The following is a 23,274-nucleotide window of genomic DNA, read 5'->3' on the forward strand; positions in this document are numbered from 1 at the left end:
TTGATTTTCTGCGTTACGATGCTTACATACTTTTAAGAGTTAACTATCAATCGATTCAGTGAAAACCGCTGAAAATCGTCTTGCAACCCACTCTTTATTAAGGTATTTAAAGCAATCTTCCAAGTAGTCTGTCAACTCTTCTTCATCCAGTATATGCTCAAAACCCAAAGGCTCAACCTCATGATGAAAATACTCACCAAAATACTTCATAGAGAAATCGATGTAATCACGAGTATGTAAAATAAAAGAATGCCACATCTCATCAATGATTAATAATGGGCCAAAAAGATAGGTTTTTTTACCTAAAAGATTCCTTTGCTTGTTAAGCCACATCCACCCTAATAAATCATCAAAGAGCTTTTGCCCTTCTGGTACTGAATATTCTGGATGGGTATAACAAAAATGAGCGACTATTTTATCATTTTTATAGTTTAGTAACTCAGATAACGTGGAACTCATTAACGCCCACAGCAGGATTTTTTATTACTTGGCTTCTGAGTAACAAAGCTTATTATTCTACAAATCATTTCTTCTTTAGTCATAATTGTCTCTTAATGTTAAAATAATTCAAGTTTAGCCCAATGTTTACATAGGACGCAATTGAATGTTTTTATTTTCATCAATTAAGATCATATGTTGCGGTGGAACATCTTCCCAGCCTTCATCCAAGTCATTTAATCTTTCAGAAGAAACTACTATATAAGCAGGGTTGCCCTCCTCCTTGATCCATAACCCCTGAGTGGATAATACGTAGCCCGTCAAGTAATGCAGAGTTAAAGGTTTTTTCTTTTCATGGCTGCAATATCGGGTAGCAATTATTTTTTTGCCGTCTGTGAGGCAAACATTAAAATAGGAAGGCCCACTTTTCCCAAATTCTTTTATCACTTCTAATATCTTGCCTATTGTCTCCTGAAGCACATCGGCAGCCACAGAAATTTGATTAATGTCTCTTCCTTTGGCTAATTGCAAAAATAGCCCAAACAAATGCTCGGAATCAGTTTGGCCTTTAACCCAGTGATATATATCATCATCTAATAAATGTCTTATATGCCTTTTTACTTCAATAAAATCATTAATTTCACCATTGTGCATTAGCATCCAATCACCATAAATAAAAGGATGACAATTATAATTGGTTACTCCTCCTGCACTGGCCGATCTGACATGGGCAAAAAAACAGGAAGATTGAATTTTTGCGGTCAAATGCAAGAGATTTCTGTCATTCCATGCTGGGTAAACAGAAGTAAACAAAGCGGGATCTGAGCTAATTTCTGGTGAATACCATCCCAAACCAAACCCATCACCATTAGTTCGATATTTCGTTTCACGAGCATGCAAGCTTTGCATTATGATTGAATTCTTAGGCCTAACCAACACATTTTCCAATAGAGTAGGGCGCCCCAAATAAGCAACTAACCGACACATAATAGCCTCCTCTTTATCAAAGAGCCAATTCTAACTACTGCTGTAGTATCCTATTTATACTATATACTATTCCTGAGTCTGACCTCTGTGAGCTTCATCTGAATTGAGCGAAAGACTCGTTGTACGAAAATTAAAATCGGGAGACCCTTCGCTCAAGAATCTCCTCAGGATAACGATGAATCGATCTCCTTTACCATATAACACATCTATTGGCATTCATCATGGGACTACTGTTTGGGATATTAAAAGCGGCTTGAAATTGAGGGATATTGGCCAAACTACCATTTACTCTAAATACAGCTGGTGGATGAGGATCCGTAGTGACTTGATTGCGAAGTTGTTGTGGCCTGATATTCATTGCCCAAACATGTGCTGTTCCTAAGAAAAACTGTTGATCAGGTGTGACTCCTTCAATGGTTTTAGCATTTTTGTACTCATTAGAACGTTGAAAGGCTTTATACGCTAAGATAATCCCACCCAAATCCGCAGCAGCTTCACCTACAACCAACTGTCCTTGCACATGAAGATCACCATCTACTACATATTTTGAAAATTGATCTGCAATACATTGTGTTGCTTTTTTGAATTTGGATAAATCGCTAGGGGCCCACCAATTTTTCAGATTTCCATAACCATCAAATTGAGCACCTTGATCATCAAACCCATGGGTCATTTCATGACCCATAACAAACCCAATTGCTCCATAATTGATTGCTGCAGGAGCATCCGGATCAAAAAAAGGCGATTGTAATATACCAGCAGGTATATTGAGGTTGTTCATGGAGGGATCATAGTAAGCGTTGATGGTCTGAGGAGTCATCGCCCATTCACTTTTATCTATGGGTTTACCAATTTTGTTGAGATCCCTATTGATTAAGAATTCATTGGCTCTTATGACATTCAAAACATAAGGCCCTCGATCTATTTTCAGGGTGGAATAATCCCACCACTTGGAAGGATAACCTACTCTCTCTTCCATTAAATCCAGTTTTTTCAGAGCAGCCTCGCGAGTTTTGGGTGACATCCAGCTTAAAGTCTTCATATCTTCTTGCAGCACTGCTCTGATATTTTTTAATATATTCAAAACTTTCTGTTTTGATTCAGGAGAAAAGTATTTCTGTATATAAAGCTTACCGATTGCAAAACCTAAAGCAGCATTTTCAGTGTTTACTACTCTTTTCCATCTTGGTAATAATTTTTCTGCACCACTTATAGCAGAAACCATCTTGAAATTCTGATCAACAAATGGTTTAGATAAATAGGAAGCAAAAGTATCGATCAAATGCCAACGAAAATAAATTTTCCATTCATCAAGATTGATTGTTTGCAATAATTCATTCATCTCTTTGAAAAAATTTGGCATTGCAAAATTGATTTTTTTAATTTTTCCCTGACCTCGAGCTTGCAGGTATTTAGACCAAGAAAAATTAGGTGTGCTTTTATCTAATTCTACTATCGTCTTCATATGATAGATAGCATGCGGATCACGCTGTTCAATCTGTGACATGGAAGCCTTAGCCAATTTGGTTTCAATATCCATTACGATTTTTGCTTCTTTCGCCGCTGTTTCAGGACTGTCACCCAACAACTCGAACATTTTGGTAAGATGATTGATATAGGCTTCTCTTACTTGTTTAAATTTGACATCTTTCTTAAGATAATAATCTCGATCGGGAAGACCCAGACCTCCTTGGATAACAGCACCGATCATAGAGCTGCTGTCTTTAAAGTCCTGCATGCTACCAAAATTAAACAAAGCACCCACGCCTATTTTATGCAAATGGGCAATTTCATTCTGCAGCTCTTCATGATTCTTAATTTCTTTAATTTTGGTAAATTCTGGTAATAATGGGTTAATGCCTAATTTATCGATGCTTTTAACATCCATTCCACTATAATAAAAATCCCCTACTTTCTGCTCTATACTTCCAGGTTTGGCTTTCGTATTCTTAGACGCATTGATTAACATCTGGTGAATAATATTTTGCACTTTTTCATTAACAATATGGAAACTACCCCAAGAAGCATAATCTGCTGGGATAGGATTATCTTCTTGCCAATTACCATTAGCGTATTTATAAAAATCAATCGCTGGTGAGACACTGGTATCACGCCAATTAAGATGCAGAAGATCGGTGGGGCTACTAACTGAGGTATTAGAGTTTGAAGAAAATACTATAGTGCTGGACAACATTGTAACAATACAAATCCCAATCTTAAATTTCATCCTGACATCCCCTTAATTTAAGCATAAATAAAAATTCTAAAGAAGGATATTGCTGAAGTGGTTATACCTAATAGAGATAATTCACCTGGAATGATAATTTAGTGTAAAGGAATACCTCACTATATGGAAAGAAAGTATTCCTGTCAGGCTTCAACAGGACAATATTCAGGGTGAATTGCAGGCAGGTAATTTTCTGCATCAAAATAGGTATATTCCCAAGCATCTTGCCTTATCATAAGTTCACGCAATAATCTGTTATTCAATTCGTGACCTGATTTATACCCTTCAAATGCTCCAATTAAACTGGAACCCAATAAATAAAGATCGCCTATAGCATCCAATACTTTATGAGTGACAAATTCTGATTCAAAACGAAGACCATCTTCATTCAGAACGCGATAATCATCTACTACAATAGCATTGTCTAAACTGCCTCCTTTTGCCAGGTCGCATTCTCTCAATTTTTCGTAATCGGAAAGAAAACCAAACGTTCTGGCTCGACAAACTTCTTTTACATAGGAAGTACCAGAAAAATCAAAGCTTACGGTTTGCGGTCTATCATTAAAAACGGGATGATCAAAGCCAATAGTAAATGTTATTTTATACCCTTTATGAGGAAGAAATTGAACATATTTACCATTGTCCTCAACTCGTATAGGCTTAAGAATTCGGATGTATCTCTTTGCCGCATTTTGCTCTCTAATGCCTGCTGATTGAATTAAAAATACAAAAGGTGCAGCGCTACCATCCATAATAGGAATCTCTGGAGCATTGACGTCTATATAGGCATTATCTATTCCTAACCCAGCTAGTGCAGATAATAAATGCTCCACCGTTGCGATTTTTACCTTGCCGTGGTGCAATGTAGTGCAAAGCATAGTATCCCCGACATGCTCATATGATGCGGGTATTTCAACAACGGGCGACAGATCTACCCGTCTAAAAACAATGCCAGTATTAACAGGAGCTGGTCTTAAGGTTAAAAGCACTTTCTCACCGGAATGCAATCCAACGCCAGTAGCCTGGATTACCTTTTTTGGAGTTCTTTGTTTTATCATTCAGTGCTCACCTTTCTCTCTTATATTTATTTTGCACGCAAAAACCTTAAGATCTTAGCAACAATTTATTGATTAGTCTAATTTTTTAATTTTACTTATTATAATTTTGAAAACCAAAATATAAAAAATGCAAAATATAAAACCATACAAACCAATTTATGCGATCTTAAGAAGGGATGCTTGGTAAAAGCTGAATGGCTAACCCATCTTTTATAAAACACATCATTTCTTAAGAATCGCATTTAAGCTTATTATGCTTCTTCTTGTCTACGTAAAAATGCCGGTATATCCAGATAATCCACATCCGGGACACTCTCATTACCATTATTAGCCTGTTTTGAAGTCGGTGCAGCCGTTGTACTTGTCTGGGCTTGCTTTCGAATCACTGCAGGTCTCTCTAATTGTTGGTAATCAAGTGAACCATCACTTTTTGTAGTTTCAATCAAGCGTGCTCTAAGAGATTGTTGTTGTGGCTGTTGGTGTCGTTGTCTAGCATCTCCCAAGCCTGTCACAATCACAGTAACTCGCATTTCGTCTGTCATTTCAGGATCAATGACAGTCCCAACAACAACAGTGGCATCATCGGAAATAAATTCTTTTACTACATCGCCAACTTCTTCAAATTCACCTATGGACATATCAAGTCCAGCTGTGATATTGACAAGTATTCCGCGAGCACCAGAAAAATTGACATCCTCCAACAAAGGAGATGCAATAGCGGCCTCGGCCGCTTGGCGTGCCCTTTGCTCACCAACAGCACTACCTGTACCCATCATAGCCATTCCCATCTCTGACATAACGGTTCGCACATCGGCGAAATCAACGTTGATCAAACCAGGGCGAGTAATTAAGTCCGAAATACCTTTCACTGCACCAAGCAAAACATTATTTGCAGCTTTAAACGCATTAAGCAAACTAATATTTTTCCCCAAAACGCTTAATAACTTATTATTTGGAATAGTAATTAATGAATCCACATGCTCTGCCAAACGCCGTATCCCTTCCTCTGCCGCTAAGGCTCGTTGCTTTCCTTCAAAAGAGAATGGCTTAGTGACTACCGCAACAGTTAAAATACCCAGTTCCTTGGCAATTTCAGCAAAGACTGGTGCAGCACCAGTCCCCGTTCCACCACCCATACCTGCTGTAATAAATACCATATCAGCACCACTAAGTATTTCTTTGATGTGCTCTCTGTCTTCTTCTGCTGCTTCTCTTCCAATTTGTGGATTTGCCCCTGCTCCTAACCCTTTGGTTAATTCATCTCCCAATTGAATGTGAATTTTGGCATTAGAACCTCTTAAGGCTTGAGCATCAGTATTGGCACAAATAAATTCTACACCATCAATATTTTCAGCGACCATATGTTCGACAGCGTTACCACCGCCACCACCAACACCTACAACCTTGATGACAGCATTATTTACTTGCTGGCTACTTTCCATTAATTCAAACATAACCCTGTCTCCCCTAATGTGCTGCTTTTTTTCTTCTTAAATAAGTTAAAACAGTTTCGAACTTATTGCACTTCATATTTCACACAGTTATAAATTGCGGTTTTCTGGTAAAGCCTTCCTTATGTAATGCACTTATTAAAACTAAAGACCTAGGGAATTCTATTTTCGAGTTTTAATAAGCGCACCACATGAAAAAGGGTAAAAATCGCGAGTTATAATGCATGAAATCATGCAACCCCTGATCCTCTTCATGCTCTCTATAAGCATCATTTCAACATCTGTAAATAATGCTTCACTTCAAAAGTTAAAAATTTCCTTGAAACCATTCTTTCATTCGCGACCAAATGGTTTTACCATTATCATTCATTGCTGGCACATTATATCCTCCCTCATATTGCTGTTGAAAGCCATGAAGTAATAAGCCAACCCCGGTAGCAAATGAAGGATTTTCTGTAGCTTCTGCCAGGCCTGAGACATAATGCGCGCATCCTTTTCTTACTGGCATCTCAAAGCAAAGCTCGGCCAATTCAATTGCCCCTCTCACATTAGAAGCGCCACCAGTAAGAACTATGCCGGCAGCCAAACGATCTTCAAACCCACTACGCCGCAATTCATTACGAACTAAAGAAAATAATTCTTCATATCGAGCAGAAACAACATCGGCCAATGCTTTGGCTGAAATCTTTCTTCCAGGCCTATCGTTCACGCTGGTAACCTCTAACATTTGGTTTGAATTGGCTAATTCGGGCAAAGCGCACGCATGACTTATCTTGATTGATTCTGCCGCTTTAGTTGGAGTACGCAAGGCCATAGCAATATCGTTGGTCACTTGATCCCCTGCAATAGGTATGACTGACGTATGTTGAATAGCGCCCTCACAAAATATTGCAATGTCGGTAGTTCCACCGCCTATGTCTATTAAACAAACTCCAAGCTCTTTTTCATCCTCAGTAAGAACAGCATGGCTTGAAGCCAATTGCTCGAGAATAATATCAATCACTTCTAAACCACAACGTCTAACACACTTCACAATATTTTGAGCAGCACTAACAGAACCGGTAACAATATGGACTCTGGATTCCAGTCTCACACCAGCCATTCCAATTGGTTCACGAATGCTTCCTTGATGATCGATTATAAATTCCTGGGGCAATATATGGAGTATTTTTTGATCAGCAGGTATTGCTACCGCTTTTGCTGCATCAATAACACGTTCAACATCTGCTTGAGATACCTCTTGATCACGAATCGCCACAATACCATGAGAGTTTAAGCTGCGTATATGACTGCCTGCTATACCTGCATAAACGGTTCTTACTTCACAACCCGCCATTAGTTCAGCCTCTTGTACAGCGCGCTGTATTGAATTAACGGTTGTTTCTATATCTACTACAACTCCACGCTTTAAACCGCGAGAGGGATGACGGCCAATGCCTATTATTTCTATCGATCCATCTGATGTTACTTCACCAATCAATGCAATGATTTTTGAAGTTCCAATATCTAATCCCGTGATAATATTTTTTTCTATTTTTTTAGCCATTATCGTCCCATTTGTTGTTTCCACTGCACAGCCATGCCACGCGGATAACGCAGGTCCACGCTAGCCAACTGATCTGCTTTTTCAGCAAAAACTGCAGGGTATGCTTTGCAAAAACGCAGCAATCGCTCTTCTAACTCTTTCTTTCCCAAGTATATTTTTACATCATTGTTAAGTCGTAATACCCAAGATTGGTTATCTCTTAAGTACAATCCTGAAGCATTTAAACCATATGATGATAATATCTTACTCAATTTTTCATAAACTTGTAAGACTTCTAATTGCTGAGATTGTGGGCCATTTAATTTAGGAATATTCAGATCTGACGGAACAGCTCCTTGATTAAACAATCTTCCATCCTCCGTCATTAACGCATCACCCCAAATCGCTATAGGCTTTTTTTCAGTCAGCTTTATTTTTAAGGTATCAGGCCAAACTCTTTCTACATACGCAGTATCAATCCAGTTAATTGAATTGAGTTCATTTTGTAATTGTTTTACTGATAATGAAAAGAAACTGGCATTCAAGTACTTCGCTAGCACATTCTCCAATTCTTTATGGGTTATATGCTCATAGGTCGCTGCCACTTTAATAGTAGTAATTGGGAAACGTTCTGCATCTGCAAGATAAAAATAGCTCAACCGACCAGCCAGTAGCAAGGCACTAAGTATTAAAACACCCATTACTCCCAGATAACGGAACCCACCAGAGTTTACTTCCATAATTTTAGTGTTCTCATTCACAAGTAATTAGTCACCAAATGCTGACGGCAGTTCTGATGAATCATTGCTAAACGAATCAATTCATCAAGCAAATCAGGATACGCCATACCCGTTGCCTGCCATAATTTAGGGTACATACTTATGGAGGTAAATCCAGGTAAAGTATTTATTTCATTAAAGTAAATTTCTTCTGTTTTATCATTCACAAAAAAATCTACTCTAGCCATGCCCTTGCATTTTAAATACCTAAAAATATCCGCCGAAGCCTGTTTTAATTTCTCTTCAAGCTTATTATTTAATTGAGCTGGAATAATCAAATCGGTTTGGCTGCTTTCCAAATATTTAGCAGTATAAGAATAATAACCATCAGGATGATTTACTTTAATTTCACCTACAACACTAACTCTTGGCTTCCCACAAGGTATGCTATTCTCTAAAACAGCAAGCTCTATTTCTCTTCCTGCAATAAATTCTTCGACCAGAATTTCTTCATCATAACGTAATGCATCAGCCACTGCAGAAACCAGTTCATCCATATTATTTGCTTTGTGGATGCCCACGCTGGAACCTAATGAGCAAGGTTTAACAAATAAAGGCCAACCTAATTCTGAAGAAACCTCTTGGCAAAATTGTTGTCTCTCAGACGCAGTGGCATGCCATGATAATAATTTATATTTCGCCGATTTAAGTCCATTGATGCACGCTAATCGTCTTGCCATATCTTTATCCATCCCTATGGCAGAGGACAACACATCGCACCCTACATAAGCGACACCAGCCAGCTCGAGTAAGCCTTGCAAACAACCGTCTTCATACAAAGGACCATGAACCACTGGAAAAACAATTTCAGCGTCAACTGCCAGGCTTCCGTTAATTAATAAACTTTCCAAGGGTGTTGATTTTTCAGTGACTACTGGTAATTTGTCCTGATAGGCAAGTAAGTCTTTATAGGCATGAAGATGAAATCGACCACCTTTATCCATTGCAATTGGGATAATGGTATACTTTTCGGAATTCAAATGTCTTAAAACCGATGCTGCTGAAACTAATGACACCTCATGCTCGCCGGATTTTCCACCATAAAGTAAAACCAGATTAACGGATTTGGACATTAGAAGTCTCCAATGATATGTACTTCGCGCATCAAGTCTATAGATGTTTGCTCTCGAACTTTAGTTTGCACTAAATGAATCAAGGCTTCAATATCGGCTGCTGTCGCTGTACCCTGATGATTGATAATAAAATTAGCATGTTTCTCCGAAACAACCGCCCCTCCTATCCTGAACCCTTTGAGGCCGCAAGATTCAATAAGCCGCGCTGCAAAATCCCCAGGGGGATTTCTAAATACAGAGCCACAGTTATACTCATTAGTCGGTTGGGTTTTTGCTCTATGAGCCAATAAATCTTTAATTAATTGCAGCGATTTGTCTTTATCGCCTTGCTCCAACTGAAACAACGCAGAAACAAACCATTCCTCTCCTAAACCGGCAACATGCCGATAGGCTACTTCGAATTCTTCCGGTTTACGGCCTCTGATTTCACCATGCCGATTTATCGTTTGTACCTCAATTACAGATTGCCATGTTTCTCCCCCATGACACCCGGCATTCATTCGCAAAGCGCCACCCATAGTACCAGGAATACCTGCCCAAAATTCGCCTCCTGATAGATTATTGCGAGCAGAAAAACGAGCCATGCTCGCACAAGATACTCCTGCCTCAACCCGAATACATCGTTCGCTCAATAAGACCATTTCTTTTAAACAACCTTGAGTGAGAATGACAGTGCCCGAAAAACCACCATCACGAATTAGAGAATTAGATCCTAAACCCAACCATAATAACGGTTCATTTGGAGGGAGCTGGCTAAGAAACAAAGCTAAATCAGCTGTACTCGCCGGCTTATAAAGCTTAGCCGCAGGGCCTCCAACACGCCAGGTTGTATAATCAGCCAAAGGTTCATTGAAGAGCAAAGTACCCTGACACTCTGTTGCAAGGCCATCATCTATTCCCATTATGCTCATAGTCATTCTCACGTGCTTTTCATCAGATTCACTGCCATTTGGCCGATACTTCCAGCTCCTTGCATTAAAATAACATCACCATCTTTAATAAATTCATCTAATGTCGCTTTCAAAGATTGTTCATTCACCATGGTCACTCGTTTGTCTTTGGACCGTATTTCATTTGCCAGGCTTTCACTGGTAACTCCTGGAATAGCTACTTCTCCGGCCGCGTAGATATCCATCAATAACAACTCATCTGATAAACTTAAAACATCTACAAATTGCCTATGCAAAGATTGTGTCCTGGTATAACGATGTGGCTGAAATACATGAACCAGGCGCTTATCAGGCCAGACTCGTCTAAAAGCATCGATCGTGGATAAGATTTCCTGTGGATGATGTCCATAATCATCGACAATGATTGCTGCACCTTTTTCAAACCGCTTTTCACCAAGCATTTGGAAGCGACGTCCCACCCCCTGAAATTTTTTCAAGCCTCGAACTATGGACTCATCATCAACGCCTAATTCAGTGGCTATGGCTATTGAAGCTAAGGCATTCAATACATTGTGACGGCCAGGATATTGGAATTGGATAGTTAATTGTTTATGAGGAGCGGGTCTGACGACTACAAACTCGCTTAGCATGCCTTTTTGAGTCCAGTTGATGGCTCGATAATGGGCTTCTTGCTTAAAACCATAAGTCAGGGTTGGTCTTTGAATAGCCGGCAGGATACGACAAATTTCTTCATCTTCCAAACAAACCACAGCCAATCCATAAAAAGGCAAATGATGTAAAAACTCCAGAAACGTTGTTCTTAACTTTGCAAAGTCACCTTCATAAGTATCCATATGATCAGCATCGATATTAGTAACAACTGCCATCATAGGTTTTAAAAACAAAAATGAAGCGTCACTCTCATCGGCCTCTACAACAAAATAAGCGGATTTTCCAAGTTGAGCATTAGCACCACAACTATTCAATTTTCCACCAATAACAAAACTGGGATCCAAGCCACCTTCTGCAAGCAAGCTACTTACCAAGCTTGTTGTTGTAGTTTTCCCATGAGTCCCGGCAATAGCAATGCCATGTCTAAATCGCATTAACTCAGCAAGCATGGCAGCTCTGGGAATAACGGGAACCATTAATTCTTGTGCCGCCAAAATTTCAGGGTTATTGAGATCAACTGCAGAAGACCTCACTACAACGTCAGCCCCCTTAATGTTTTCCACCCTATGACCGATATATACTTGAATGCCTAATGACCTTAGACGCTGCACAGTGCTGCTTTCGCCTATATCAGAACCGGTGATCCGGTAGCCTTGATTATGCAATACCTCAGCAATGCCACACATTCCGGCACCACCAATACCAACAAAATGAATTTGTTCTACACGTCCCATTCGTGGAGATAAAAAGTGTTCTGAATTATTCAAAATTCCCCCTTAAGCTGTCAGCGGTCGCAATCCAAGAGACTGCCAACGATTTTCATGATCTATGCGTAATAACAGTGCAATAACGATACAATTAATTACCATACTGGCTCCACCATAGCTTAATAAAGGTAAAGTTAATCCCTTAGTGGGCAACAACCCCGCATTAACACCCATATTAATAGAAGCCTGCAAAGTCAACCAAAAAGTCAAACCATATGCTGTATATGATGCAAAATACCTTTCTTGGGTATAGGCAGTATACCCTATGCTTAATCCTCTAATGACCAGTATACTATACAATGTCATTACTACTAAAATTCCAAACAAACCTAATTCTTCAGCAATCACAGCAAATAGAAAATCGGTATGCGCCTCGGGTAGGTAGAGTAATTTTTGTATACTTTCACCCAAACCAGTACCAAACCATCCACCTCGTCCAAAAGCAATTAACGACTGAGTGAGCTGGTAACCACTATTGTATTGATCAGCCCATGGATCCAAAAATGCTGTTAGCCGCGCAACTCGATAAGGAGAGGATACGGCTAATAAAGCCAGTGCAGTCACTACCACCAACATTAAACCAAAATAGTATCTTAATTTAACCCCGGCTAAAAATAACATAGCCATTACTGTACCCGAAATAACTACTGTCGCTCCAAAATCTGGTTCAAGAAGTAATAAGACTGAGACAACAGCCAGAATTGTCATGGGTTTAATGAATCCAAAAATACTCTCACAGACTGCTTTTTGTTGGCGCACCAAATAGCCAGACAGATAGAATATCATCGCCAGCTTAGTTAATTCTGATACTTGTATACCAATTGGACCTAAGGCTAACCAGCGCCGACTACCATTGACTGATTTTCCTATTCCGGGAATTAACACCACAAGTAATAACAACACACAAGCAATCATCATGGGCATACTTATTTTTTCCCAGAAACTACTGTCAGTCCTTACTACAACCAATGCCAACAATAAACCAACAAACAAAAAACATGCTTGGCGAATCAAAAAATGAAAAGGCTGATGAAAGTATTTCGTAGAAATCATGACTGAGCTTGATGCCACCATCATCAAGCCAATTATAAGCAAACCAAAAACAGCTCCTATTAGCCATTTATCATAAAGTGATATGGGTTTACTGACCGGCTTCCCTCTTTGGTTTAAATGTCTTGGCCGCATCTTGTTTACAATCCGCCAACTGAAGATGTAAACACATCGCCCCTATGATTAAAATCACGGAACATATCCAAACTGGCACAAGCAGGAGAAAGCAATACAACATCACCAGGTTTTGCACACGTTTTGGCAATCGCTACAGCACCTTCCAGAGAGGAAGCGCGCACGACAGGAACTACCTTGGCCAAAGCCGATTCCATTTTATCAGCATCTTCGCCAATCAAAACAATGGAACGAACAAATTCAGCAACTGGTTGAGTCAATTCTTGAAAATCAGCACCTTTTCCCTGTCCACCCGCAATAAGAACAATTTTCCCTTGCATAGAACCTCCTATTCCATTAATAGCAGAGATTGTAGCACCAATATTTGTTCCTTTCGAATCATTAATCCAGCTCACCCCATCCAACTCTCTTACCCATTGGCATCGATGAGGTAACCCGGGAAAGCTTTTTAAAACACTAAGAATATATTGCAAAGGAATCCCTGCTTGTTCAGCTAAAGCACAAGCAGCAAGAGCATTCATCCAATTGTGCACTCCCTTAATCAAAATGGATTCAACGGGCAAAAGACAATCACTTCCTCTGGCCATATAAGTTTTATTCTCTTGCTGGATCAATCCCCAGTTTCCAACTGAAGGAGCATCTCTACCAAATGAAATACACTGCACATCAGATTGATATTGCTGGTCGGGGATAGTGTAATTATCCTCGCGATTAAACAAAGCGACTTTGGCACCACGATAAACTCTTTGTTTTGCGTGAACATAAGCTTCCAAAGTATGATGCCTGTCTAAATGGTCAGGTGTTACATTAAGAACCGTTGCAATCACTGGCGACAAAGAATAAGTTAAATCCAATTGAAAACTTGATAACTCCAACACCCACAAATCATATTGATGCCCATCATTCAACATATCCAAAACAGGAGTACCAATGTTCCCAGCAACAGCTACTCGAAATCCGGCTGTTTTAGCCATTTCACCGACCAAAGTTGTCACCGTAGATTTGCCATTAGTTCCAGTTATAGCGATCACTGGGGCGCTAATCTCTCTGGCCAGACATTCTATGTCTCCATAAACGTTTGCTCCAGCTTGGCGTGCCTGCTCTAAAACAGGCGTCTCAAGCGCCAGGCCAGGGCTGGTGATGACATCGGTTAGTTGGCTAATTATTTCATCTGGGACCTGTTGCAAATAAACCGGTATATTTGGAAATTCATTTTGGAACTCTGCTAATCCAGGAGCCTCTTTACGTGTATCGAAAACAACAAATGATTTATTGTTTCTCCTCAAGTACCTTGCTATAGAGAGTCCCGTCTTACCTAAGCCTGCGACTAAATATAAGGAATGATTCATGAATGCACCTTGCCTATCGTAGTTTTAAAGTGGCCAATCCGCATAACACAAATACAACCGTAATAATCCAAAATCTGACGATAACTTTAGGTTCTGACCACCCTTTTAATTCAAAGTGATGATGTAATGGGGCCATCCTAAACAACCTTTTTCCATGTGAGTATTTAAAATAACCTACCTGTAATATGACAGAAAGTGTTTCAATTACAAACAATCCTCCCATAATGAGCAGGACAAGTTCTTGCCTGACTACTACAGCAACTATCCCCAAAGCAGCCCCCAACGCTAAAGAGCCAACATCGCCCATAAAAACTTGAGCGGGGTAGCTGTTGTACCAAAGAAAACCAAGCCCTGCACCAACAATAGAAGAACAAAAAATGGTCAACTCATCAGTATTAGGCACGTAAGGTATGCCTAAATAATTAGAATATACAGCGTTACTCGATGCATAGGCAAACACCCCTAATGCACCGGCAACCATCACTATTGGCATAATGGCCAAGCCATCCAATCCGTCAGTCAAATTAACGGCATTACTGCTTCCAACAATAACAAAATAAGCAAGTACAGGGAAAAAAACACCTAAATCCCAAGTAACTGTTTTAAAAAAAGGAACTGTTAGTTGGGTATGTACCGGTAAACTAGCATTCCAATACAGATAAGACACAGCAATTATGGCAATCACCGATTGCCAAAAATATTTCCAGCGACCAGGCAAACCTTTACTATTTTTTAATACCAACTTACGGTAATCATCTACCCAACCCACCAGACCGTTGGCTAAGGTAACCAAGAGTACCAGCCATAAACTGGTTTGCCTTAAATCGCACCAAAGCAAGCAACTTACTGTAATAGCCAATAAAATCAAAACCCCACCCATAGTAGGGGTCCCTGCTTTTGATAAGTGCGTTTGTGGGCCATCATTTCTAACCATTTGACCTATTTGCAGCCCTCTTAGCCAACGGATCATTAATGGTCCACATAATAGACCTACTATCAGTGCAGTTAATGAAGCTAAAATAGACCTGAACGTCAAATATTGAAAAACTCTAAACGCATGATATTGTCCTTGCAATAACTGCGTTAACCAATAGAGCATAATTATTCCTCTTGTTTTTTAGAAATTATGATCAATTTCATTTATTGGGCATAAATCTTTTAATGGGGTAAAAAAGTGACCAAGCATACCACATTCACACTGACTCAATGAAGAGGTTAGCCCTCTGCTCCAACCAGCTTACGCACAATATTTTCCATAGCACTGGAGCGAGACCCCTTAACTAGCACTGTGGTATCAGGTGTCAAATCATTCTTCACCACTTGAACCAATTCTTCCTGATTGAAAAAATGCTGTCCTCCCTCACCAAACGCTTGTGATGCCAATTCGCTATGTGAACCGCAGCTCATTAATTTGTCTATTCCAAACTGGCGAGCAGCCAAGCCAACCTCCTGATGATGTTGTGTTGTCCAATCCCCTAACTCTCCCATATCCCCAAATACGAAGATTTTTTTCCCTGGACGTTCAGCCAATACTTCCAACGCAGTCAAGACTGATCGTAAATTAGCATTATAAGTATCATCAATTACAGTCGATTGGTTCTGACCTTGCATGATGGTTAGACGACCTTTTACTCCACAGAAATGAGCCAAACCTCTTTGAATATCCTTGATTGATATTCCTACTGCATAACAACAAGCTGCAGCAGCCAAGGCATTTCGCACATTATGCAAACCTGGTACTTGTAACTCAATTTCTGCTCTGCTATTAGGTAACACTAATGAAAAATGAGCTCGTCCATGCGTATCCAAACGTATATCCTGAGCGTAAACATCGGCAGAATGAAGAAATGAAAAACGTAATACTTTCTTATCGCCTATTAACTGATCCCAAAAATGAGCATAAGCATCATCGTCATTAACTATGGCAATCCCTGTTTGGGATAAACCCTGGTGAATCTCACCTTTAGCACGGGCAACCCCATCTATTGATCCAAATCCTTCTACATGGGCTGGAGCAATATTATTAATTAAAGTAACATCAGGCTGTACTATCCCGACAGTATGAGCTATTTCTCCAGGATGGTTTGCTCCAAGTTCAAAAACAGCATAACGGTGCCGACTATTCAAACCTAATACGCTTAAGGGTACACCTATATGATTATTTAAATTTCCTTTTGTGGCGTATGATGGTTGAGGTAAAATGCTCGCAATCATTTCCTTAACGGTTGTCTTTCCATTTGATCCCGTCAAAGCGATGATAGGACAAGTCATTTCTTGTCGATGTACCGCTGCAATCTTAGCTAAAGCCATTAAAGGACTGGCAACAATAAATTGAGGAATATGGACGCCTTCAACGGAGCGATTGGTTACCACTCCTAATGCACCTTTCGCCTCCGCCTCCTTAATAAAATCATGACCATCAAAACGTTCTCCCACAATTGCGAAAAATAAGTTCCCTGGCTTTAAAGTACGGGTATCAATACTAACACCAGTAATATCAGCATTAATCTGACAAGACTGAGAGAGAAGCGAAGCTATTGTAATTAGGTTCATAATATTCTGAGATGTCTAAAAGGGTAGTGTACTAACACTCACACTCATAGTTCAAGATGGTTTGATAAGAGATAGATAAGAAATATAGCTAAAAGTCAAGAATTTTAAGTTTATAATCTTACATGCAACACAAGTAACGCCAACTAGCATCTTTCAGCAACACGGCAGTTGATCTCACTAGAACTTATCCTGACGAAAGAGGATTACCACTATCTTAACCAGTATTTTTGAATGCTCATGACACTGTTGTACAATCATCAATCAAGTGCTCAATTTTCAATAATCGATGATACCGAGCAATACGCTCTTCAGTTAAAGGCTTCCTCTCATCATCTAACAGATATGCATCCATTCCCTCACTTAATTGCCTGGCTGTATCTAACATAATGGAAAAACGCTCTGCATCAATATTCGGGTGATTTGATACTTGCATGAATAAGCACAATCCTCTTACGCTAAAAGCGCCTATATTCTGCAAATCAAATACACCTGTTGCAGTAGCCGCTGCCAAGCTACAAAGTACTGGGCCTTGGCCGTTAGCAAATTGATGTCTATGAAACAAATGTTTCTCTCCAAATCTTAACCCGGCTGCCAAAACAGTTTGAAGCAATTCATAACCAGCAAATTGACGATTTTCCTTGGCCAACAAAAACAACATTACAGTAGAAGAGTTTCCTCCACTTGATTCTTTTTTATCTGTTAACTCCAATTCTTCCTCATGTGGCATCAATTGAGGTTGTGAAGTTTTTACAGCAGATTTTTTAATTGATTGCCGTACCTCAGGCTCTTCAGTATTTTCAAAATCCAAAGAAACCTCTCTATTAACCTTACGCACAGCGATAATATCATCATTGTACAATTGTGGATCATAGGGTCTATTTTCTGCTTGACCAACAGAAGATTGATAGTGCTCTTGATTTAAGCTCTGTTTTCTCGCTTTCATTAAACGGCCAATTGCGACCAGAACACCGATTAACAACAGGACATTAAGAATTAAACTCCAATTTGCCTGCATACATTACTCCATAGTCAAAGCTTGTTTCACATCAACCGCAACCAAACGAGACACTCCTGGTTCACGCATGGTCACCCCAATTAAATGATCAGCCAATTCCATAGTTACCTTATTATGGGTAATAAACAGAAATTGTATGAATTGTGACATCTCTTTCACTAAATCGCAAAACCGACTTATGTTTAAGTCATCTAAAGGTGCATCCACTTCATCTAACATACAAAATGGTGAAGGATTTAACTGAAAAATCGCAAACACCAATGCCACCGCAGTCATAGCTTTCTCACCACCGGACAATAAATGAATGGAACTATTACGTTTTCCAGGTGGCTGGGCCATTACCAAGATACCTGCTTCCAACAGATTATCACAAGTCAATTCAAGTTGTGCTCTCCCGCCACCAAATAATCGCGGAAAAAGAGCCTTAAAAGAAGTATTCACCTCATCAAACGTATTTTCAAGACGTGCTCTTGTTTCATTATCCATCTTTTCAATTGCCTTTTCCAAAGTGGATAACGCTTGGCACAAATCATTATATTGCTCATCCAAATAAATTTTGCGCTGTTGCTCAGCAGCAAATTCTTCTATCGCTGCCAGGTTTATAGCACCCAACCTTTTGATTTTCTCCGAAATCGCAATCAATTCATCTTCTTTCATACTTTGGGTAACCCCGGAGGGTATATGATCTAATAAAACCTGTACTTGCAAATTTTCTTCATCCAGAGACTCTTGTATTGAACTGGCGCGAACTGAAAGAGCATTTTCTTCCATTTGGATTTGACTGATGACTTCCTGGACGCGCTTTACTTCCTGATTGTAGTTTAAAATTAATTTCTCTTGATCTTCAAGTTGTAAGTTGAGCTGTGATACTTTCTCTCGACTCATAGTTAACGTCGATTCCACTTCACTATGTTTTATCAGTAATGCTGCCAACTGATTTTTAAGTTCGGTTTCTGGTGCCACTGATTGAGTATAAAGATGGGTTAATTCTTCCAAACGAGTTTGCACGAGTTGTAAACGCTCTCTTTCTCTACTAATTCTATCTAATGTTTGTTGTATCTTCGTGACCTCTCTATCATGCTCCAATTCCGCATGATGCAATAAAGCACGAATACTCTCCAGCTGTTTACTTTGTTCATTCAAGGCATTATTCCATGCCTCTTTCTCATTCATAAATTGTTGGTATTGCAACTCAGATGATTGATACTGACTTTCTAATTCACTTAATTTTTCAGTAATATTTAACTGCTCCACATTCAGTTCTTCCAGCAACGATTCCAACTCTACTTTCTCGCTTGTTATTGAATCCATCTGTTTTTCAGCGTGAAAAATAGCTTGTTCTTGACTGTTTATTGCAATAGTGTTGTTTCGTAGTGCCTCATTACTGGCATTTAAATTCAACTGGTGTAACTTTATCAAATCCAAATTGTCCTGTAACTGAACCTGATACTCGTCTCTAAGTAAACGAATGGATTCTATTTTATGTTGCAAATCACTGACACTTAAATTCAGCTCGACAATCCTTTGTTGTCTGGCAAGAACTCCGATCTCATCTTGTTCTGTTGGGCGGGATAATTTTACCCACCCTTTGCCTAACCAAACACCATTGGCTGTAACAATGGACTCATGAGTTAATAAATCAGGTAGCCAACTCATCGCTTCGTCTAAACTCTCCGCGACATAAATGTGCTCAAGATGATTCGCTGCAGAAGGAACTAATCCTTGGATTTTATCGGCAAGCCTTGGCCGCTCTTGTTTTTCACCGTCAAGAAGCCTCATCGTTACTACGTCTTCCCTATGATTTTCACACAAGGACCACTGAGGCCATAACTCGGAAAAATTGTCTAATACATAAGCGCTTAGACTATCTCCCAATACCATTTCATAAGCAGGTTGCCATTTTGGTTCCACATGTAAGATATCCATTAATCTTGGCTTATCTGACCATTCTTTAATCCCTTCTTTATTATACCTGGCTCCTTGCTTTGCTGCCTTTTGAGCTGCTTTTAGTGCTGCAAGCTCACTATTCAGACGATGAAACTCATCCTGTAATGCATGCAGCTGTTGCTCAGTATCTTGTAATTGGCTACGTAATGTAGCTTGAGTTTCATTCGTTTGTCTAAGCTGTTCCTCATCGAACTGCTGTGTTTCTTTCAATTGGTTTTGTTTTTCTTGTAATTCGGTTATGTTTTTATGTAAATCGGCAAGAGAAATAGATGATTGTTCTAAATTCAATTTTTCCAGCCTTAATAGAGCTTGGTGTCGTTTCTGCTTGGAATGTTGCAAATTGGTTTGTGAGAGTTGATATTCATTTTTAATTGTATTGGAAGTCATTTGCACCTCTTGCCAAATCTTCTCCCAATTTAATCGTTCATTTTGCTTTTCCTGCCATAAAGATTCTTTTTCTCCAAATTCAGTTCTTAAATCATGTAATCTCTCTTCCAACTGCTGAGCCTTGAGCTTGCAATTGAACAATTCATTATCATCCAGTTTCAGTCGGTCTTCTATAAGGCATAAATCGGATTGCATTTGTTGTTTGTTATTCTCCAAACGCCTTTTTTCTCTCTCCTGTTGCTGGATTGTTTCTTCAAGCCGAGCTATCTCAGTTCCTGAATGATAGAGTGAGTCCTGAATTATTTGAGATTGATCAATAGCATCTTGTAATTGTTCTTTTAGAACAAAGCGATCTTTATTGGAACTAGTCAAAAGACTCTGTTGTTGTTCATAACTAATTGCTAACTCTTGCAACTCGCGCTGCTTCATTATTTGCTTTTCTGAGTACTCTTGCCACTTAAGCGCCTGAATCTCAGCACGGCATATTTTTTCTTCTGCTTTTAACAGGGTATAACGCTCAGCCGATTTTGCCTGGCGTTCAAGGCGTTGCAAGTGTTTATCCAACTCTTCTCTAATATCAGCGACGCGAGTTAAGTTATCTCGTGTGTGCTCAATACGTTGCAAAGTCTCTCGGCGACGTTCTTTATATTTTGAAACCCCGGCAGCTTCTTCCAGATGAGCCCTTAATTCTTCGGGTTTGGCTTCTATTAATTGTGATATTGTACCTTGCCCAATAATTGAATAACCTCGGGCACCTGCCCCTGTCCCCAAAAAAATATCAGTAATATCTTTTCGTCTGCACCGGCCACCATTCAAATAATAAAAAGACTCCCCATCACGAGTTACTACTCGCTTTACAGAAATTTCACTGTAACTGGCAAAAGGCCCCGTCAATCTCCCCAAGCTATTATCAAATACCAATTCAACTGAAGCCTGTCCCACAGGTTTGCGATTGGAGGATCCATTAAAGATGACGTCAGACATGGATTCTCCTCGGAGATTTTTAGCAGAGCTTTCTCCCATAACCCAACGAACTGCGTCAATAATATTCGATTTACCACATCCATTTGGACCTACCACAGCGACTAATTGACTGGGGAAATGCACGATAGATGGATCAACAAATGATTTAAAACCAGCTAATTTTAATTGCTTCAAATGCATTTTGACTGCGAATTGTAAATTATAATCCGCTAGTATAACGTAGGAAGTGCACCATGACTATTTTAGTGCATATTACATAACAGAATTTGCGGTAGTTAAGGACAACGTGAGCAATTGACAAACAACGCCAGCCCTTTATAATGCAATCTTCCCCTAACAAGACCAAGTATATAATGAAACAGTCATTACATTTATTACCCAAAGTTCTACTAACCATTTGCCTTACCATTGTAATGTCCTCTCTAAGCTACTCGGAGCCCCCAAATCTTGGTTTAGCTAGAAAAGAAGTTAAATACTATTATGATATAGGGCTATATCAGCACGAGTTAGAACGGTCTATAAGATTAGCTCAACAATACATAAACGAACAATATTTAATCAACAAAAACAATACTAATCCACAAAAACTTGCATTAATACTTGATATTGATGAAACCAGTTTATCGAACTACGATAAAATGGTAAAACGGGATTTTATTGGTAGCAAAGAGCTAATTCATAAAGAAATACTTGCTGCAAATTCTCCTGCGATCAAACCCATGTTAACGCTTTATAAAAATGCCTTAAAACAAGGTATCAAAATATTTTTCGTTACAGGAAGACAAGAGTCGGAACGCGAAGCAACTCGTATTAATCTAATTAAGGCAGGGTACACCAAGTGGTCAGGACTCTATCTAAGACCTAATGATTATTCCTTACCCTCGATTATCCCTTTTAAATCAAAGGCTAGAGAAATGATAGCAAAAAAAGGATATACTATAATTGCCAGCATTGGTGATCAACTCAGTGATATCCAAGGAGGATACGCTAAAAAAGGATTTAAGCTCCCAAATCCATTTTACTACTTACCATAGCAGAGGTGTTTCGAGGTTAGTGCTTCGCCAGTCCTGTTCATAATGAAAATACCTTATTGATTGAAACTGCAACTTCCTGCGCGATAATTCGATGTGATGTATTAAAATATACAATTCCGGCATTAAGTCCTCCATTAACTTCAGGAGAAAAAGGCGCGAAGTGACTTTCCTTGTAATGTCCTGTTCTCGCATAGCTGTAATTTAACTTCAAGAACCAAGCAGGATTGATGTAATAGGCAATGCCTGCTTGAACTGCACCACCCCATACCCACTTCGTGTTGGAAAAACCATTAATATCACCCATATAAAATCCAGAAAGAGCATCAGAACTTGGATAAATATCATGTTGTGCTCTAAACAAGGAAGGTCCTACACCCAAGTATATAAAACTGCGTGTCAATGAATGAGCTATAAACACTGGCAACATTAATTCGTCATGAATTTTTGATCGGATAGCGCTTATATTCACTTCATTAGTTATATTTTCATTTGGATTTATCAAATTAATGTAGGTACCAGGAGCCATGGAACCACCATAGGTTGTCGTTTTTATTCGGGAGTATTGATACAAAAATTCGATGCCCCACAACCAGTTGCTGCCCTTAAATGGTTGAAAATAACCGACCTGACCTTCGGGTGCAAAAGCTTGTTTCGTATCAGAGTATGATCCTGTTGCACCCCAAAACAAGCCCGTGGGTGGAAAACCACTAATGGCATTCAGGATTCCAGATGTGTCTGAATTGACTCGAGCCATATTATAAGCTCCGCCTAAACCAAGGAAGAACCCTGTTTGATTGGTTGGCGTAGAAGAAGCCGTTCCACCGCTACCAGCAAAAGTTGATGAAATGGCCAGACTTAAGGCAGATAGTAGCAATCCAGTATGTTTCATCGTAAGTCCCCGTGAAAATTAATTTAATGAAATAGCAGTGAAACTCACTCTCGTTGATAAAAGT

The 23,274-nt window shown here is 39.4% G+C and carries 17 protein-coding genes and 1 pseudogene; 1 reads left to right on the forward strand and 17 read right to left on the reverse strand.

Going from position 1 to position 23,274, the window contains the following annotated elements; all coding sequences use genetic code 11:
• Positions 1-39: 39 nt before the first annotated feature.
• The 16 genes and pseudogenes from ACZ5EK_RS13745 to smc all read right to left on the reverse strand — a co-directional run bounded on the left by ACZ5EK_RS13745 (position 40) and on the right by smc (position 21,467).
• Positions 40-459: a glycine-rich domain-containing protein gene (locus ACZ5EK_RS13745; protein WP_464430237.1), complete on the reverse strand. Its 420-nt coding sequence runs from the start codon at positions 457-459 to the stop codon at positions 40-42.
• 126 nt (positions 460-585) lie between these two features.
• Positions 586-1,425 (reverse strand): class II glutamine amidotransferase, encoded by an 840-nt coding sequence (locus ACZ5EK_RS13750; RefSeq protein WP_464430238.1) that lies wholly within the window; start codon positions 1,423-1,425, stop codon positions 586-588.
• Positions 1,426-1,615: 190 nt separating this feature from the next.
• Positions 1,616-3,652 carry a M13 family metallopeptidase gene (locus tag ACZ5EK_RS13755; protein ID WP_464430240.1) on the reverse strand — a complete coding sequence of 679 codons (2,037 nt, stop codon included), beginning with the start codon at positions 3,650-3,652 and terminating at the stop codon, positions 1,616-1,618.
• Between the two features lie 143 nt (positions 3,653-3,795).
• On the reverse strand, positions 3,796-4,710 hold the full coding sequence (gene lpxC, locus ACZ5EK_RS13760; RefSeq protein WP_464425273.1) for a UDP-3-O-acyl-N-acetylglucosamine deacetylase: 915 nt from the start codon (positions 4,708-4,710) through the stop codon (positions 3,796-3,798).
• Between the two features lie 251 nt (positions 4,711-4,961).
• On the reverse strand, positions 4,962-6,164 hold the full coding sequence (gene ftsZ / locus ACZ5EK_RS13765) for a cell division protein FtsZ (RefSeq protein WP_464430241.1): 1,203 nt from the start codon (positions 6,162-6,164) through the stop codon (positions 4,962-4,964).
• A gap of 304 nt (positions 6,165-6,468) precedes the next feature.
• On the reverse strand, positions 6,469-7,707 hold the full coding sequence (gene ftsA, locus ACZ5EK_RS13770; protein ID WP_464425276.1) for a cell division protein FtsA: 1,239 nt from the start codon (positions 7,705-7,707) through the stop codon (positions 6,469-6,471).
• The gene (locus ACZ5EK_RS13775) at positions 7,707-8,426 is read right to left on the reverse strand and encodes a cell division protein FtsQ/DivIB (protein WP_464430243.1); all 720 of its coding nucleotides are present in this window, start codon (positions 8,424-8,426) and stop codon (positions 7,707-7,709) included. The genes ftsA and ACZ5EK_RS13775 overlap by 1 nt, the downstream gene beginning before the upstream one ends.
• 17 nt (positions 8,427-8,443) lie before the next feature.
• Positions 8,444-9,538 (reverse strand): D-alanine--D-alanine ligase family protein, encoded by a 1,095-nt coding sequence (locus ACZ5EK_RS13780; protein ID WP_464430245.1) that lies wholly within the window; start codon positions 9,536-9,538, stop codon positions 8,444-8,446.
• Positions 9,522-10,449: pseudogene (gene murB / locus ACZ5EK_RS13785) on the reverse strand (UDP-N-acetylmuramate dehydrogenase). The gene ACZ5EK_RS13780 and the pseudogene murB overlap by 17 nt, the downstream one beginning before the upstream one ends.
• Before the next feature lie 8 nt (positions 10,450-10,457).
• Complete coding sequence (gene murC, locus ACZ5EK_RS13790; RefSeq protein WP_464430247.1) at positions 10,458-11,867, reverse strand: UDP-N-acetylmuramate--L-alanine ligase; 1,410 nt, start codon at positions 11,865-11,867, stop codon at positions 10,458-10,460.
• A gap of 9 nt (positions 11,868-11,876) precedes the next feature.
• On the reverse strand, positions 11,877-13,052 hold the full coding sequence (gene ftsW / locus ACZ5EK_RS13795) for a putative lipid II flippase FtsW (protein WP_464430249.1): 1,176 nt from the start codon (positions 13,050-13,052) through the stop codon (positions 11,877-11,879).
• Positions 13,053-13,057: 5 nt separating this feature from the next.
• Positions 13,058-14,401 (reverse strand): UDP-N-acetylmuramoyl-L-alanine--D-glutamate ligase, encoded by a 1,344-nt coding sequence (gene murD, locus ACZ5EK_RS13800; protein ID WP_464430251.1) that lies wholly within the window; start codon positions 14,399-14,401, stop codon positions 13,058-13,060.
• Positions 14,402-14,414: 13 nt separating this feature from the next.
• Positions 14,415-15,500, reverse strand: a complete 1,086-nt coding sequence (gene mraY, locus ACZ5EK_RS13805) for a phospho-N-acetylmuramoyl-pentapeptide-transferase (protein ID WP_464430254.1) — start codon at positions 15,498-15,500, stop codon at positions 14,415-14,417.
• Positions 15,501-15,616: 116 nt separating this feature from the next.
• A complete protein-coding gene (locus tag ACZ5EK_RS13810) occupies positions 15,617-16,954 on the reverse strand; it encodes a UDP-N-acetylmuramoyl-tripeptide--D-alanyl-D-alanine ligase (protein WP_464430256.1) in 1,338 nt (445 codons plus the stop codon).
• Positions 16,955-17,189: 235 nt separating this feature from the next.
• Positions 17,190-17,969, reverse strand: a complete 780-nt coding sequence (locus ACZ5EK_RS13815; RefSeq protein WP_464430258.1) for a cell division protein ZipA C-terminal FtsZ-binding domain-containing protein — start codon at positions 17,967-17,969, stop codon at positions 17,190-17,192.
• A gap of 3 nt (positions 17,970-17,972) precedes the next feature.
• Positions 17,973-21,467, reverse strand: coding sequence for a chromosome segregation protein SMC (smc, locus tag ACZ5EK_RS13820; protein WP_464430260.1), 3,495 nt, complete (start codon positions 21,465-21,467; stop codon positions 17,973-17,975).
• 173 nt (positions 21,468-21,640) lie between these two features.
• On the opposite strand from smc, the gene ACZ5EK_RS13825 reads away from it, so the two are divergent.
• A complete protein-coding gene (locus tag ACZ5EK_RS13825; protein WP_464430262.1) occupies positions 21,641-22,321 on the forward strand; it encodes an HAD family acid phosphatase in 681 nt (226 codons plus the stop codon).
• 37 nt (positions 22,322-22,358) lie between these two features.
• Here the strand turns inward: ACZ5EK_RS13825 and ACZ5EK_RS13830 are convergent, their stop codons facing one another.
• On the reverse strand, positions 22,359-23,210 hold the full coding sequence (locus ACZ5EK_RS13830) for an outer membrane protein (protein WP_464430264.1): 852 nt from the start codon (positions 23,208-23,210) through the stop codon (positions 22,359-22,361).
• Positions 23,211-23,274: the final 64 nt, after the last annotated feature.

The sequence above is a fragment of the Legionella sp. JM-2024 genome (genome assembly GCF_055389095.1).

Coding starts and splice junctions, on each gene's coding strand:
- ACZ5EK_RS13745 (WP_464430237.1), bottom strand. CDS start 459: ATGAGTTCCACGTTATCTGAGTTACTAAACTATAAAAATGATAAAATA.
- ACZ5EK_RS13750 (WP_464430238.1), bottom strand. CDS start 1,425: ATGTGTCGGTTAGTTGCTTATTTGGGGCGCCCTACTCTATTGGAAAAT.
- ACZ5EK_RS13755 (WP_464430240.1), bottom strand. CDS start 3,652: ATGAAATTTAAGATTGGGATTTGTATTGTTACAATGTTGTCCAGCACT.
- lpxC (WP_464425273.1), bottom strand. CDS start 4,710: ATGATAAAACAAAGAACTCCAAAAAAGGTAATCCAGGCTACTGGCGTT.
- ftsZ (WP_464430241.1), bottom strand. CDS start 6,164: ATGTTTGAATTAATGGAAAGTAGCCAGCAAGTAAATAATGCTGTCATC.
- ftsA (WP_464425276.1), bottom strand. CDS start 7,707: ATGGCTAAAAAAATAGAAAAAAATATTATCACGGGATTAGATATTGGA.
- ACZ5EK_RS13775 (WP_464430243.1), bottom strand. CDS start 8,426: ATGGAAGTAAACTCTGGTGGGTTCCGTTATCTGGGAGTAATGGGTGTT.
- ACZ5EK_RS13780 (WP_464430245.1), bottom strand. CDS start 9,538: ATGTCCAAATCCGTTAATCTGGTTTTACTTTATGGTGGAAAATCCGGC.
- ftsW (WP_464430249.1), bottom strand. CDS start 13,052: ATGCGGCCAAGACATTTAAACCAAAGAGGGAAGCCGGTCAGTAAACCC.
- murD (WP_464430251.1), bottom strand. CDS start 14,401: ATGAATCATTCCTTATATTTAGTCGCAGGCTTAGGTAAGACGGGACTC.
- mraY (WP_464430254.1), bottom strand. CDS start 15,500: ATGCTCTATTGGTTAACGCAGTTATTGCAAGGACAATATCATGCGTTT.
- ACZ5EK_RS13810 (WP_464430256.1), bottom strand. CDS start 16,954: ATGAACCTAATTACAATAGCTTCGCTTCTCTCTCAGTCTTGTCAGATT.
- ACZ5EK_RS13815 (WP_464430258.1), bottom strand. CDS start 17,969: ATGCAGGCAAATTGGAGTTTAATTCTTAATGTCCTGTTGTTAATCGGT.
- smc (WP_464430260.1), bottom strand. CDS start 21,467: ATGCATTTGAAGCAATTAAAATTAGCTGGTTTTAAATCATTTGTTGAT.
- ACZ5EK_RS13825 (WP_464430262.1), top strand. CDS start 21,641: ATGAAACAGTCATTACATTTATTACCCAAAGTTCTACTAACCATTTGC.
- ACZ5EK_RS13830 (WP_464430264.1), bottom strand. CDS start 23,210: ATGAAACATACTGGATTGCTACTATCTGCCTTAAGTCTGGCCATTTCA.